General features: G+C 63.6%; 11 protein-coding genes. 6 read left to right on the plus strand and 5 right to left on the minus strand.

Translation table 11 applies throughout. The annotated features are described in order from the left end of the window. Positions 1 to 21 precede the first annotated feature (21 nt). On the minus strand, positions 22 to 1,374 hold the full coding sequence (locus tag K2Y42_RS16645) for a porin (protein WP_291154519.1): 1,353 nt from the start codon (positions 1,372 to 1,374) through the stop codon (positions 22 to 24). A gap of 594 nt (positions 1,375 to 1,968) precedes the next feature. Here K2Y42_RS16645 and K2Y42_RS16650 point away from each other — a divergent pair. The 6 genes from K2Y42_RS16650 to K2Y42_RS16675 all read left to right on the plus strand — a co-directional run bounded on the left by K2Y42_RS16650 (position 1,969) and on the right by K2Y42_RS16675 (position 11,251). Further along, a complete protein-coding gene (locus K2Y42_RS16650) occupies positions 1,969 to 2,589 on the plus strand; it encodes a Rieske 2Fe-2S domain-containing protein (RefSeq protein WP_291154521.1) in 621 nt (206 codons plus the stop codon). Between the two features lie 63 nt (positions 2,590 to 2,652). Further along, positions 2,653 to 4,377: a PQQ-dependent dehydrogenase, methanol/ethanol family gene (locus K2Y42_RS16655; RefSeq protein WP_291154523.1), complete on the plus strand. Its 1,725-nt coding sequence runs from the start codon at positions 2,653 to 2,655 to the stop codon at positions 4,375 to 4,377. A 171-nt stretch (positions 4,378 to 4,548) separates the two neighbouring features. Then, positions 4,549 to 7,227 (plus strand): pyruvate dehydrogenase (acetyl-transferring), homodimeric type, encoded by a 2,679-nt coding sequence (gene aceE / locus K2Y42_RS16660; protein WP_291154525.1) that lies wholly within the window; start codon positions 4,549 to 4,551, stop codon positions 7,225 to 7,227. A gap of 28 nt (positions 7,228 to 7,255) precedes the next feature. Further along, positions 7,256 to 8,524, plus strand: a complete 1,269-nt coding sequence (aceF, locus tag K2Y42_RS16665) for a dihydrolipoyllysine-residue acetyltransferase (protein WP_291154526.1) — start codon at positions 7,256 to 7,258, stop codon at positions 8,522 to 8,524. Positions 8,525 to 8,547: 23 nt separating this feature from the next. After that, entirely contained in the window at positions 8,548 to 9,972 is a 1,425-nt protein-coding gene (gene lpdA / locus K2Y42_RS16670; protein ID WP_291154528.1) for a dihydrolipoyl dehydrogenase, read from the plus strand. A gap of 268 nt (positions 9,973 to 10,240) precedes the next feature. Next, on the plus strand, positions 10,241 to 11,251 hold the full coding sequence (locus tag K2Y42_RS16675) for a sensor domain-containing diguanylate cyclase (RefSeq protein ID WP_291154529.1): 1,011 nt from the start codon (positions 10,241 to 10,243) through the stop codon (positions 11,249 to 11,251). 53 nt (positions 11,252 to 11,304) lie between these two features. On the opposite strand, the gene K2Y42_RS16680 is transcribed toward K2Y42_RS16675, so the two are convergent. Genes K2Y42_RS16680 through K2Y42_RS16695 form a run of 4 tightly spaced genes read right to left on the minus strand, consistent with a single transcriptional unit; the run spans position 11,305 to position 14,955 of the window. Continuing rightward, positions 11,305 to 12,063: an ATP-binding cassette domain-containing protein gene (locus K2Y42_RS16680; RefSeq protein WP_291154530.1), complete on the minus strand. Its 759-nt coding sequence runs from the start codon at positions 12,061 to 12,063 to the stop codon at positions 11,305 to 11,307. Beyond that, positions 12,060 to 13,034: an iron chelate uptake ABC transporter family permease subunit gene (locus tag K2Y42_RS16685; RefSeq protein ID WP_291154532.1), complete on the minus strand. Its 975-nt coding sequence runs from the start codon at positions 13,032 to 13,034 to the stop codon at positions 12,060 to 12,062. Before K2Y42_RS16685 ends, K2Y42_RS16680 begins: the two co-directional genes overlap by 4 nt. Then, positions 13,018 to 14,001 (minus strand): iron chelate uptake ABC transporter family permease subunit, encoded by a 984-nt coding sequence (locus tag K2Y42_RS16690; protein WP_291154533.1) that lies wholly within the window; start codon positions 13,999 to 14,001, stop codon positions 13,018 to 13,020. Before K2Y42_RS16690 ends, K2Y42_RS16685 begins: the two co-directional genes overlap by 17 nt. After that, positions 14,002 to 14,955: a siderophore ABC transporter substrate-binding protein gene (locus K2Y42_RS16695; RefSeq protein ID WP_291154534.1), complete on the minus strand. Its 954-nt coding sequence runs from the start codon at positions 14,953 to 14,955 to the stop codon at positions 14,002 to 14,004. Positions 14,956 to 15,043: the final 88 nt, after the last annotated feature.

The following is a 15,043-nucleotide window of genomic DNA, read 5'->3' on the forward strand; positions in this document are numbered from 1 at the left end:
GACAAAGCGAGATTTGGAAGTCTAGAAAAACACCACGGCGCCTGCGATGAACATATCGAAGGCCTCGAAGTCCTGCTTTCCGGCGACGCCGGCATCGCTGAAGTCGGCTTCCAGCTCGTGGCGACGCCATTTCGCCCAGAGCTGCATGGCAGCCGCGTCGATGTCTTGCTGAATGCCGACGCCGATGCGCGTAGCCTCGGTTCCGGTCAGGTTGACGGTGGTATCGGCTGCGTTCGCGCATGCCGAGCCGATGTTGCCGCCTGCGCCGAAGAAGTCGCTGCAGAGCTCGCCAGATCCGGTCTGGATGCCGCCGAACATGTCGCGGTTCTGGCCGTACTCGCCCCACACGTGCGTCTCGCCGAGCGCGATCCATTTCTGGGTCAGACCGGCCTTGAGATAGTAGTGGGAGTCGTCCTTCGTGCCCACGAAGCCGGCACCTTCCTGGCCGTAGACGCCGTAGGCCCACAGGCCCGTCGGCACGTGCTTGATGAAGGCGCCGACCTGAGTGTAGTCGGAGTCGCCAAAGGCATCATCGGTGGCCGACGTGTAGGCGCCGCTCAGAGCCAGCTTGAAGTTGCTGAACTCGCCGGTCCAGCGGCCAGCGATATCCCAGAAGTCGTCCTCACCCCACGACGCCGACAGCTTGAGACCGCCGATAGCAGGTGCGTCGTAGCGGATGGAGTTGCGGCGATCACCGGCGCAGTCGCCGCCGATGCCAAGCTGCGTCTGCTGGCAGAAGAACGCCATGTCGAACCACGTGGCGCCGGAAAGGCCTGCCGCACCGGCGTTGCCGCCCTTGGGACGAAGCCGGAAGGACGCGCCGTCGAAGGTCACGGTGTTGGCGGCGATGACGGTGCCGGAGAGATCGGAATCGAGCGCCGCGTTGTCGGAGGCTTGCGACTGCAGGCCGACGGTGACCTTGCCGAGCTTGTCACTCTTCAAGAACCAGTTCGAATGGAACACCGTCACGCCCGTGCCGACGTTGGCATTGTTCTGGTCGACGAGAAGGGCATCCGACTGGTCGAACGAGAGCGACAACTGGTAGCCGGCCGACCAGCCGGGCACGATTTGCGCTTGGCCGCCGAACGTGATGCGCGAGGCGAGATCCGGCGCCTGGCCGTTCACGTAGGTGTTGGATTCGTGGCCGTCATCCCACGAGAAGATTTGCTGGCTGACCCAACCCGTCATCGACAGCGAGACCTTGCGGTTCCCCTTCCGCGCAGTCGTGGCTTCGAGTTCTGCAATGCGCTCCTCGAGATCGGCGCAGCAATCGCCGCCGAGGTCTGCCGCCATCGCGTCCGCGCTCACCAGTGCTGCACCGGCCATGCCGAGCAGTGCTGCGCGAGCGAGACTATACTTGTTTCCCCCAACCATTGTTCGTGTGCTCCTTGCTTCTTGCGCGCCCATCGACGCTCGTTTTTAGAAGACGCTCACCTTGTGAAATCGGGGTGAGAGCAAGGCGTGTGCCAGTTACTTCGCGCGATGCGGCGCGGCGCAACGTCGGCGGCGCGCTCGAAAGCGACCGCGAATAAAAAATGACGGCTGCTGAAGAATTTACGGAGCCCCTCGCGATGCTCGGGGAAGTTCTCCCGGCGTGTCTTTGCGAGCAAAGCGTGGCCATCACGCAACAAGCGATCGGGTTGCGAGCGGCAGGACTACGTCTGACGATACGCGCGCCCCGTAACGGCTGTGACACCGCGTGCGACACCTGATGTAACGCAGGCACAGCGACATAACGCGCATCGTGATGCGCAGACCCCCACAGTGCATTGGGTCACGAAAACACTGCCTCCGAAAACACCCCGAATTTGCACGTGTTATCGCGTGTTTGCGCGCGTGTTTCGTACGTCCGTTGGGCGCGTACGCGAGGCTGGCATGAATCATGCTGTTTGCCCCCCAACGTCGTTGCGGTGTTGCCATCGAGTAGCCGGCACGCTGCGTGCGACGACAATGAAACTGGGGAGGAACATGTCGAACAATACGGAGATTGGCCCGCTGGCCAACCCAGAGAGCATGGATGCCAGCCAAGTCGGCCGGCGCGAGTTCATGCAAGGCTTCGCCGTCTGCGGCTGCGTTGCTGCATCGACCGCTCTGCTGTGCCCGTCGGCGGCGAGCGCGGAAGGCGCGCGCACATCGAAGCTTCAGCCTGGAGACACATTCGCCTTCATGAGCGGCGACAAGGAAGGACAGCTCGTCCGTCCTGAGGATGTGAAGGTCGGTGAGGCCCCGCTGCTCGTCTATCCGAGAGATCCGGCCTCGGAGAAAGTTTTGGCCTCGCGGGCCAACCTGCTCATGCTGAAGCGGGTCGACGTCAAGGATCTCGATCCATCGACGGCCCCGCATGCGGCCGACGGAATTGTCGCCTACTCGGCGGTTTGCACGCACGAGGGCTGCCCCATCTCCGGCGAACACGAGAATCCGCGCTTTGCCACGTGCAACTGCCACGGCTCGACCTTCGATCTCTCGAACAACGGGAAGGTGGTGCTGGGGCCCGCGACGCGCAGGCTTGCCATGCTGCCGGTTACCATCACCGATGGCTCACTGGTGGTGTCAGGAAAACTGAACGGCCCGATCGGGCCGCCAGTCTAGCGAGCGCATCAACAGCGCCTCGCTCAATAGAAGCTCACAAAAATGGTTGGGAGGATTCCTACGATGAAACTCAGACTATCCGTCGCAGCGCTCGCTTTGATCGCCGCGACTTCGGTGCAGGCGGGCGACTACAAGCCCGTCACCGAGTCGCGCCTTCAAAATCCCGAGCCTGAGAACTGGTTGCTGACGAAGGGCAACTACGCAGGCTGGAGCTACAGCCCACTCGATCAGATCACGCCTGCCAATGCTGCAAAGCTGAAGCCTGTCTGGTCTGCTGCCACTGGCGTGACCTCGGGCCATGAGGCTCCGGCGATCGTCAACGGCGACTACATGTTCGTGGCAACGGCGCACAACAACGTGATCGCCTATGACTCCAAGACCGGACGGTTCCTCTGGCGCTATGTTCGCGAGACGCCCGAAGGCCTGGGTGCATTGCACCGGACCAATCGCGGCGTGGCTCTTTGGGGCGACAAGGTCTACGTCGGCAGCATCGACTGCATGCTGACGGCGCTCGATGCCAAGACTGGCAAGATGATCTGGGAAGCGACCGTTTGCGACTGGGAGAAGGAAAGCGCCTACATCACGTCCGCTCCGCTCGCAGTGAAGGGCAAGATCATCATCGGTCCGTCCGGCGGTGAGTTCGGCGTGCGCGGTTTCATCAAGGCGTTCGACGCCGAGACCGGCAAGCTGGCATGGACCCGCTATTCCGTCCCCGCTCCCGGCGAAGCCGGCTCTGAAACCTGGCCGCAGGACGGGCAGTGGAAGGACGCCTGGAAGAACGGCGGCGGCACCATGTGGATGCCCGGCAACTACGACGTCAAGAATGACGTCATCTACTGGGGCGTGGGCAACGGCGCACCGTGGCTCGGCGATCAGCGTCCGGGCGACAACCTCTATCTCGCGTCCGTCGTCTCGCTCAACCCTGACAACGGCGAACTCGTCGGTCACTTCCAGTACCACTGGAACGACTCGTGGGATTGGGCCGGCATGAACGCGCCGACGCTTGTCGACTTCAACAAGAACGGCAAGCAGGTTCCGGGCCTGATCAGCGCGCAGCGCAACGGTGTGCTGTACTGGCTCGAGCGCGATGCGAAGGGTGGCATCAAGTTCGACAAGGGCGTGAAGTACGTCAAGAACAACGTCTTCACGAGCATTGACGAAAAGACGGGCCGCCCGACCTACAACGAGGCTCACAAGCCCGGCACCGGCAAGACGGCGACCTACTGCCCGAGCCTTTGGGGCGGCAAGGACTGGCCTTATGAGGCTTACAGCCCGAAGACGGGACGGCTGTACGTTCCCTTCAACGACAACCACTGCATGACGCTGACCGGCATGGTTCAGCCGATCCTTCCGGGTCAGTGGTCCGCTGGCGTGGACATCAAGCGTCTCGACCTCAAGGTTGACGACAACTTCAAGTACGTCGGCGGTCTCCAGGCCTGGAGCGTGGACGAGCGCAACGAAGTCTGGCGCCAGATCTACGCGCATTCGTGGAACTTCGGTTCGATCCTGGCGACGGGCGGCGGCGTGATGTTCGTCGGCGGCACCAACGATCGCATGTTCCGCGCTTACGATGAAGAGAACGGCAAGCTGCTGTGGGAGTTCCCGACGCCGTCGGGCATCATCTCGCCGCCGAGCGCCTTCTCGATCGACGGCAAGCAGTACATCGCCGTGGTCTCGGGTTACGGCGTCGACGCGCAGTGGATCCAGAGCAAGATGCACGAGCAGGCCGGTTGGGAGAAGTCTGTTCCCGAGGGCGGTTCGGTCTGGGTCTTCGCACTCGGCGACTAATCTCTGCTGAAACACGACGAGGCGTCTCTCTCGCTCTCAAAGAGAGTGACGCCTCCAAAAGTGATTGTTTTGCCGCCCTCCGCCTAGGTGGTGGAGGGCGGCATTTTTACGGGCCGTCGCGACTTTTGCGGCCCGGCTCGGGGGCGGCGCCAACAATGGAGATCCGCGATCATGGATGACCAGGCCGACGACAAATCACGCGAACGCCGGGAGTGGGCGGATGCCATCTCGTCCGTTATCGCCTTCGAAGGCACACGGCATGCCGACGAGATTTTGAGCGGCGCAGTGGAGGCGGCGCGGCGCTCCGGTGCGCAGCTTCCGTTCGCCGCAAAGACGGCCTACGTCAATACGGTCGCGGCCGATGAAGAGCCTACGTACCCCGGCGACCGCGAGATCGAGCGGCACATTCATGCGGCCATCCGCTGGAACGCCGCTGCAATCGTGCTCAAGGCCAACAAGGAGTCGAGCGAGCTCGGCGGTCACATCGCCAGCTATCAGTCGGCGGCAACGCTCTACGACACGGGATTTGAGCACTTCTGGCAGGCGCCTTCGGCGACGCACGGCGGCGATCTCGTCTTCATTCAGGGGCACTCCTCGCCCGGAATCTACGCGCGCGCCTTTCTCGAGGGACGCCTCACCGAAGAGCAGCTCATCAACTTCCGCCAGGAGGTCGACGGCAACGGGCTGTCGTCCTATCCGCATCCGTGGCTGATGCCGGACTTTTGGCAGTTCCCGACCGTGTCCATGGGGCTTGGTCCCATCATGGCGATCTATCAGGCGCGTTTCCTCAAGTACCTGCACGGGCGCGAGGTCGCCGACACCGACAACCGCCACGTCTGGGTGTTCTGTGGCGATGGTGAAATGGACGAGCCGGAAAGCCTCGGTGCCATTTCGCTCGCGGGTCGCGAGAAGCTCGACAACCTGATCTTCGTCGTGAACTGCAATCTGCAGCGGCTCGACGGGCCGGTGCGCGGCAACGGCAAGATCATCCAGGAGCTGGAAGGCGTGTTTCGCGGCGCCGGCTGGAACGTCGTCAAGGTGATCTGGGGATCGAGCTGGGACGAGCTTCTGAAACGCGACGTCACCGGCAAGCTGCGCCAGTTGATGGAAGAATGCGTCGACGGCGAGTACCAGGATTTCAAGTCCAAGGACGGAGCCTACATCCGCGCCAACTTCTTCGGCCGCTATCCTGAGACCGCGGCCATGGTGGCCGATTGGTCCGACGAGAAGATCTGGAAGCTGACGCGCGGCGGGCACGACCCGTCCAAGGTCTTTGCCGCCTACAAGGCCGCCGTCGAGCATCGCGGGCAGCCGACCGTCATCCTGGCCAAGACCGTCAAAGGCTACGGCATGGGTCCGGCCGGCGAAGCGCAGATGATCACCCACCAGCAGAAGAAGATGGGGCCGGAATCGCTTCGTCACTTCCGCGATCGTTTCCAGGTGCCGGTGGCCGACGCGGATCTTGCCGACCTTCCGTTGATCCGCTTCGAGGACGGCTCGCAGGAGATGACGTATCTCAAAGCGCGGCGCGAGGCTTTGGGTGGGCATCTTCCGGCGCGCAGGCGCGAGAGTGCGAGCATCACGGCGCCGCCGCTGTCGCTCTTCAAGTCGCAACTGGATGGATCGGGCGAGCGCGAGATCTCGACCACGATGGCCTTCGTGCGCATTCTCGCAAGCCTGCTCAAGGATCCCAAGATTGGTCCGCGTGTGGTGCCGATCGTGCCCGACGAAAGCCGCACGTTCGGCATGGAAGGCATGTTCCGGCAGTTCGGCATCTTCAGCCAGGTCGGACAGCTTTACCGCCCGTCGGACGCGGGCGAGCTGATGTACTACAGGGAAGACCGCAAGGGGCAGATGCTGCAGGAGGGCATCAACGAGGCGGGTGCCATGTCATCATGGATCGCGGCGGCGACGAGCTATTCGACGTCGAACGTGCCGATGGTGCCGTTCTACATTTTCTATTCGATGTTCGGGTTCCAGCGCGTCGGCGATCTCGCGTGGGCGGCAGGCGACAGCCGTGCGCGCGGCTTCCTGATCGGCGGTACCTCGGGGCGCACCACGCTCAACGGTGAGGGCCTGCAGCACGAAGATGGTCACAGCCACCTGATGTCGGCGACGATCCCGAACTGCATCTCCTACGATCCAACGTACGCGTTCGAGATGGCGGTCATCATCCGCGAGGGATTGGCGCGCATGATGGAGCGGCAGGAGGACGTCTTCTACTACATCACGGCGCTCAACGAGAACTACGAGCATCCCGCCATGCCGGAGGGTGCGGAAGACGGCATCATCCGCGGCATGTACCTGCTCAAGAGCATGGAAGCCGGAGAGACGAACGGCAACCGTAGCGGTCATCGGGTGCATCTCCTCGGGTCCGGCGCGATCCTGCGCGAGGTGATTGCCGCGGCCGAGCTGCTGGCGACCGACTTCGGCGTTTCCGCCGACATCTGGAGCGTGCCGAGCTTCACGGAGCTGGCGCGCGACGCGCAGGAGACGGACCGCTGGAACCTGCTCAATCCTCTGGAGCAGACGCGCGTTGCCTATGTTTCGCGTCTTCTTGCGGAGCGGGGAAGCGGGCCCGTCATCGCGTCGACCGACTACATGAAGGCCTACGCCGAGCAGATCAGGCCCGCCGTTCCCTATTCCTACCGCGTGCTGGGCACCGACGGCTTCGGGCGATCCGATTACCGGCGCAAGCTGCGCTTCCACTTCGAAGTCGATCGTCACTTCATCGCCGTTTCGGCGCTGAAGGCTCTGGCGGACGAAAACAAGATTCCGTCGACGACGGTTGCCGAGGCGCTCGCGCGGTACCGGATCGATCCTAAGAAACCCAATCCCGTGAAATCGTGAGCAAGCAGCACAGGCACGGAAGACAAGCATGTCCCTGATCGAAGTGAAGGTTCCGGCCATCGGCGATTATGCCGATGTGCCGATCGTCGAAATATTGGTGAAAGCCGGTGACAGCGTGCGCGCGGAGGATCCGCTCATCACGCTCGAATCCGACAAGGCGACGATGGAAGTGCCGGCGCCCGTCGCGGGCACGGTCGCGGAAATCGTGGTCGGCGTGGGCGACAAGGTGAGCGAGGGCAGCATCATCCTCAAGCTCCACGCGGATGGAGCCGGTGCGGCGCCCGCGGACAAGACGCCGCGACCTGGGCCGTCTGCGACCGAGCCGGTGGCACCTGCGTCTGCTCCTCCGCCTGCGGAAGCCTCGGAGAGCGCTGGTGGCAACACGCTGCCGGTGCCGGCCGATTTCGGGGACGTCTATGCAAGTCCCTCGGTGCGCCGCCTCGCGCGCGAGCTCGACATCGATCTCAGCGCGATCAAGGGCACCGGCCACAAAGGCCGCATTACCAAAGAGGACGTGAAGGCTACCCTGGGCAAGGCTTCGGGAGGCGTGAGTACGGCGCGCGCCATCCCGGAGATACCGCTCCAGGATTTCTCGAAGTTCGGCCCCACGACCGTGAAACCGCTTTCGCGGCTGAAGCGGCTCTCGGGCCCTCATCTGCACCGCGCGTGGCTCAACATCCCGCACGTCACCCATACGGATGAAGCTGACATCACAGAGCTCGAAGCCTATCGCAAGCAGCTCGACAGCGACGCGCGCGAAAAGGGATACCGCGTGACGATGCTGTCATTCCTGCTCATGGCGAGCGCGGTGGCGCTCAAGCAGTATCCGGAATTCAACGCGTCCCTGTCGCCAGAGGGCGATGCGCTGGTGTTGAAGCACTACTACTCGATCGGCGTGGCGGTGGACACGCCCGATGGGCTTGTTGTTCCGGTCGTGAAGGATGTCGATCGCAAGCGGATTCTCGAACTCAGCCAGGAACTCGCCACGCTTTCGGGACGGATGCGCGAAGGCAAGATCGCGCCAGCCGACATCCAGGGCGCAAGCTTCACGATTTCGAGCCTGGGCGGCATCGGTGGCACAAGCTTCACTCCGATCGTCAACAGCCCCGAGGTGGCCATTCTCGGCGTCGTGCGTGCTGCGATGCGCCCGATGTGGGATGGGCAGGCGTTCGTCCCGAGGCTCATGCTGCCGTTGTGCCTGTCCTATGACCATCGCGTCATAGATGGCGCATTGGCCGCCCGTTTCACGCGCCGTCTCGCCGAGATCCTCGGCGACGTCCGCCAGCTCGTTCTCTAGAAGGCTCAGGAGCCATCCTCCGAATGGAAGCGGAACTCGTTGTTCTTGGTGCTGGGCCGGGCGGTTACACGGCCGCATTCCGGGCGGCTGACCTCGGTAAGAAGGTCGTTCTCGTGGAGCGAGCGCCCGTTCTCGGCGGCGTGTGTCTCAACGTCGGGTGCATTCCGTCGAAAGCGCTGCTGCACGCCGCGAAGGTGCTCGAGGAAGCGCATGAGATGGTTCCGGCCGGGCTCGGCTTCTCGCGGCCGCCGATCGATCTCGACAAGCTGCGCCAGTGGAAGGAGGGTGTCGTTGGCCGTCTCACTGGCGGGCTCACGAAGCTTGCGCAGATGCGTGGCGTTACGGTCGTGCAGGGCACGGGGCGCTTCGTCTCGCCGTCCGAGATGGAGGTCTCCGACGAGCGGGGAGGCGTGACGCGGCTGGCCTTCGGGCAGGCCATCATCGCTGCGGGCTCGGAGCCGGCGACGCTGCCGTTCGTTCCGCGGGGAAGCGCACGTGTGATCGATTCCACGGGTGCACTCGAGATCGAGAGCGTTCCCGAGCGGCTTCTGGTTCTTGGCGGCGGCATCATCGGCCTCGAAATGGCGACCGTCTACCATGCGCTCGGGAGCAAGGTGACTGTGGTCGAAATCCAGAACCAGATCATTCCCGGCGCCGACGTCGATATCGTGGCGCCGCTGCTCAAGCGCATCAAAGCGCGCTATGAAGCCATCAAGCTCGCGACAAAGGTGACGAGCATCGAGGAGCGCCCGGACGGTCTCATGGTCGGCATGGAGGGTGCCGCGGGAGCCGAGACGCAACTGTTCGACAAGGTTCTCGTCGCGGTCGGACGCGCCCCGAATGGGCGACAGTTGAATCTGGAGGCTGCCGGCGTGCGCGTCGATGAACGCGGCTTCGTGCCGGTGGACCGTCAGATGCGCACGAACGTCCGGCAGATTTTCGCGATCGGCGACATCGTCGGGCAGCCCATGCTGGCGCACAAGGCCGTTCACGAAGGCAAGGTCGCCGCCGAGGTGGCCGCGGGACTTCATTCGGCGTTCGACGCGCACGTCATCCCCTCGGTTGCCTACACGGATCCGGAAGTTGCGTGGGTCGGCCTGACGGAGGCCGAAGCCGTCGCAAAGGGCGTGGCGTTCGGCAAGGGCGTGTTCCCGTGGGCGGCCTCGGGCCGCTCGCTCTCGCTCGGGCGCGACGAAGGCGTGACAAAAATCATCTTCGACAAGGAGACGAAGCGCATTCTGGGGTGCGGGATCGTCGGTCCGAACGCCGGAGATCTCATCGCCGAAGCTGCACTCGCCATCGAGATGGGAGCCGACGCTGCCGACATCGGCGCGACGATCCATCCTCATCCGACGCTCTCCGAGACGATCGGGCTCGCGGCCGAGATGTTCGAGGGAACGATCACCGACCTGATGCCGCGGCCGCCGGCTCGTAGTGCGCGCGGCTAGGAGCGAACCCATCGCGCCGGAACGTCACGCAGGGTTCGCCCTTCCGTAGCTTTTTATAATCAGCACCGAGAATGTCTGATGTCGCACCACGTCCTGCTTTCCGGCAGGGCGACGGCAGATTATGTCCGTTGACCTATTATTTTGGGCGGGGCGAGGTCTCAAAAAGTCCGGCGAAGGCTCCTCGCGGTTGGGTATTTTTTACTCTTGATCGCTACTGTTCGACCGTCTTTCGATGCGAATTTTACAGATCTTCCCGATTGGATACACATTGCTGGACTCTGCTTTTTTTCCTCAGAATGAAGTCGAGCGCTTGGATGCGCTCGTTGCCTGCCGGCTCATGGATACCGAACAGGACGAACGCTTCGATCGGATTGCGAAGCTCGCAAAGCGGATTTACGGAGCCGAGCTCGCGTATATCGCGTTCATCGACGCAGGCTTTCAGTGGCTGAAGTCCACGACCCGCGACGCCATTCCCAAGGTCATGCCGCGCGAGTGCGCGATCTGCAACTATGTGGTCGCGAGCGGTGAACCCGTGGTGATCGGCAACGTACATACCGATCCGCGTCTCGAAGGAAACCCCATTCTCGACCTCATCACGCATCGCTTTTATGCCGGTGTGCCGCTGATCGCAGGCTCCGATCTTGTGATCGGCTCGCTCTGCGTCCTTGGCGATGAGGAGCGCGATCCGGCGAGCTTCGACCTGGAGCCGCTGCAGGAGCTTGCGGCCATCGCCATGGATGAGGTGTCATTCTGGCAGACCATTCAGGAACTCAAGCGGAAGTCGGAGATCGATGCGCTGACGGGTGTTTCCAATCGCCGCCATTTCGATGATGCGCTCGAGCGGGCGACGCGGCGCGCGCATCGCACCGGCCATCCGGTCTCTCTGCTGCTGATCGATCTCGATCATTTCAAAGGTTTGAACGATCTCGCGGGCCACAGGGCCGGAGATGAGGCCCTTCGCCGTCTTGGCGCGCTGCTGGCCAGTGCCGTTTCGCGCCCTGACGATGTGGTTGCTCGCTACGGCGGAGACGAGTTCGCGATCCTGTTGCCCGACACCACGCTCGATGGCGCCCATCGCGTGGGGGAAGGCATCCGCAAGAAGCTGCTAAACGAGAAGATCCCGCATCCGACGCGTCAGATGGTGACCATCAGCAGCGGCGTTGCGTGCCACGTCGGTTCGGCCATGAATTCCGAGCTGCTCGTCAGCCACGCAGACCAGGCGCTCTATTCCGCCAAGCGCGCTGGACGCAATGCCGTGTTCCAGGGCGTGTACGCCTAGACGCTGCAGCACTCGCACGAGGCTTGCGAGGGGGCCGCAACCGCGCGCGGTCGCTAGCGGTAGAACAGGCCGATCCTGCGCCCGTCGAGCTCATGGATCGGAATGTCGATTTCGAAGATTTCGCGAAGCACGCCGGTTTGCATGATCTCGTCTGGCGTGCCGTGCGTGATCACCGCGCCCTCTCGCATCGCCACGATGCGATCGGAGTAGTGCGAGGCGAAGTTGATGTCGTGGAGGACGAGGACGAAGCTCTTGTCGAGTTCGTCCGCGATCTTGCGAATGAGCTTCATCGTCTCGGCTGCATGCCGCATGTCGAGGCTGTTCAGCGGTTCGTCCATCAGCAAGTAGTCGGTGTCCTGAGATAGGACCATGGCGACGAACGCACGCTGGCGCTGCCCGCCCGACATTTCGTCGATGAAGCGATCGCTCAGATCTTCAAGGCCGAGATAGCGGATCGCCTCGTCGACGCGCTGCGCGTCCTCGGTCGAGAGGCGGCCTTTGGAATGCGGGAAGCGCCCGAACTCGACCAGCTCGCGCACCGTGAGGCGCGCCGTCATGTGGTTGTCCTGCCGCAGGATCGACAGGCGTCTGGCGAGAACGTCGCCTGGGGCCGTCGCCACATCGAGTTCGTCGACGTGCACGGATCCGGACGTTGGAGGAAGCAGCCGGCTCAGAAGGGCAAGCAACGTCGATTTTCCCGCGCCGTTGGGGCCGATCACGGACGTGATGCCGCCACGCGGAATGTCGAGCGAGACGTCGTCCACGACGCGCTTGGCTCCGTATGCCTTGGTGAGATTGCGCGCGGCGATCATCGGGATGCACTCCGAAGGACCATGAGAATGAAGGCGATGCCGCCTGCGAACTCGATGACGATGCTGAGGGCGGTGTCGAAGGCGAACAGGCGTTCCAGGACCAGTTGGCCGCCAATAAGCAGCAGCATGCCCGTGAGCGTCGCCAGGGGCAGCAGGACCGCGTGCTTCTCGCTGGCGCTGATCCGGTACGTGATGCTCGCGACCAGCAATCCGAAGAACATCGTCGGGCCGACCAGCGCCGTGGACACCGACACGAGTGTGGCGACGATGATCAGGACCTGAAACACGGTTTTCCTGTAGTCGACGCCGAGGGCGATGGCGCTCTCGCGGCCGAGATGCAACACGTCGAACGTGCGCAGCTTGGATGCACCGTAGGCCGACACCGCGAGCACGGCCAGGGCGGCAATCGCGAGGACGCTGGTGTCGACGGTATTGAAGTTGGCGAACAGCCGATCCTGCAGGATGACGAACTCGTTCGGGGCCATGACGCGATGCAGAAGGCTCGACAGGCTGTTGAACAGCACGCCGAGCACCAGCCCGACGAGGGCGACGAGATGCAGGCTTTGCGAGCGGCCTGAAAACAGCCACGCGTAGACGGCGGCGGAAAACCCGATCATCACCGTCACCTGCGCCAGGAACAGCGCGGAGTGCGGCAAAGCGGCCGTAGCACTGCTGCCGAGCGCGAACATGATCGTCGTCTGGATCAGGACATAGAGAGCGTCCAGCCCCATGATGGACGGCGTGAGAATGCGGTTCGTCGTGATGGTCTGAAACAGGATGGTGGAGACGGAGACTGCGTAGGCGACGAGCGCCATTGCGGCGAGCTTGGTGCCGCGAAACGGCAGCACGAAGCTCCACGATCCCTTGGCGCCGAGCGTCATGAAGCCGATAGCCGCGAGCACCACCAGCGCGGACATTGCGAGAAGGAGCAAGGGCGCGCGGCGCCGCGTCGGATCAGGTGAGGCGGTCATGTTTGCGCAACAGCAAATAGAGGAACAGCCCGCTCGCGATGACGCCGAGCATCGTGCCGACCGGGATTTCGTAGGGCGCGTTCAGGATGCGGCCGGCGATGTCGCAGGCCAGGACCAGACCCGCCCCCAAGAGGGCCACCCAAGGCAGAGTGCGGCGGACGTTGTCGCCCATCGTGAGACTGACGAGGTTTGGAACGACCAGGCCGAGAAACGGGATCATGCCGGCGGTGACGATCACGACGGCCGTCGAGACGGAGACGATGATCAGGCCGAGTGTCAGGACGCTGCGGTACCTGAGGCCGAGGTTGGTCGAAATATTCTCGCCCAGTCCGGCGACGGTGAAGCGATCCGCGTAGACGTATGCCAGCAGCGTCATGCCGAGCGAGAGCCACAGCAACTCGTAGCGACCCCGCAGGATCATCGAAAAGTCGCCGTTGCTCCAGGACGCGAGCGATTGCATGAGGTCGTAGCGGTAGGCCAGGAAGCTTGCGGCCGCATTGATGACGCCGCCGAGCAGGATGCCGACCAGTGGCACGACGAGAGTGGACTGCAGGGGGACATCGCGCAGCATCCGCATGAAGAACGCCGTGGTGAGAAATGCGAACGCGGCGGCGGCGGCGAGGCGGGCGGGGATGGATGCCTCCGGAAAGAGGAGCAGGACGATCAGAAAGCCCAGTTTGGCGGCTTCGGCCGTGCCGACCGTCGACGGCTCGGCAAAGCGATTGCGGACGAGCATCTGAAGGATGGATCCGGATGTCGCCATGGCGGCGCCAGCCAGGACGAGCGCGATGGTGCGCGGCAGGCGGCTTTCGATGAGGACCTGGACCTGCTCGTCGTTCCAGCCCGATCGCCACAGCTCACCGATCGACATGTCGGTCACGCCGACGAAGACGCTCCAGATGGCCAGGGCCGCCACAACGAGGACGCCGAGGGCGAAATGGGGCAGCACGGGGCAGGATTTCGCCATCTAGGGCTTGGCGCCGAGCGCGCCGGCGATCTGCATGGCGTTGTCCCGGAGAGAGACGAGGCCGCCGCCGATGAGGTACCAGCGCGTTGAATCGAGATAGACGATCTGCTTTTTCTTCCACGCGGTCGTCCGCGCGACGAGCGCGTTGTCGAGCAGTTGTGCGGCGTGCTGCCCGCTCTGTCCGATGGCCGCGTCCCGGTCGACGACGAACAGCCAATCCGGATTGGCCTTGAGGATCAGCTCGAACGACACGCCCTGGCCGTGGATCGCCGTGTCCAGCGTCGCGACGGCCGGGATCACGCCGAATTCGCTGTGCAGCGCGCCGAACCGCGATTGGGGGCCGTAGGCACTCAGGCGGCCGCCGGTGCTGAGGAGAATGAGGCCGCGGCCGGCGTCGCGCGCCTTGTCGCGCGCCGACTGGGCGGCGGCTTCGACCCCACCGATGGCGGTTTCGATCTCGGCCTCTTTGCCGAATATCTTGCCGAGCGTTCTGGCGTTGCGGAAGGAGCTCTCTAGAAACGCACCGTCGTCCGTCGTCAGGTCGATGGTCGGCGCGATGCGCGACAGCTCGCGGTACTTCGGCGACGAGCGCGCGGCGACGATGATGAGGTCCGGTTGCGCGGCATTGATCGTCTCGTAGTCTGGTTCGAAGAGCGATCCGATCTTGAGGTACTTCGCGTCCCGGTACTTGGACAGGTGCTCTGGAATGTGCGTGCCGATGACGCCTGCCACCTCGACGCCGATGGCGTCGAGGGTTTCGAGGCTAGCGAGGTCGAGCGTGAAAACCTTCCGGGGCCTCTCAGGCAGGACAGTCTCGCCCTGCGCGTGGGTGACGACGATCGGCTCGGCGCGGGAGAGGGCGGGCTGAACGATCAGGCAGACGGCGAGCGCGAGGCAAGCGGCGATCCCTTGGCCGGGCGTGGTGCGTGTGGCGGCGGGATTGCGAGGGCGCACGCGTTGTCCTTTGCTCCGGTTGATTGCGCTGGCGGCGGCGCGCGGCTGGTGCGTGGCAACTTATAAACTGGACAATGAGAGTCAAGGT

Origin of the sequence: Hyphomicrobium sp. (assembly GCF_019744875.1) — a bacterium.
Classification (GTDB): Bacteria; Pseudomonadota; Alphaproteobacteria; order Rhizobiales; family Hyphomicrobiaceae; genus Hyphomicrobium_C.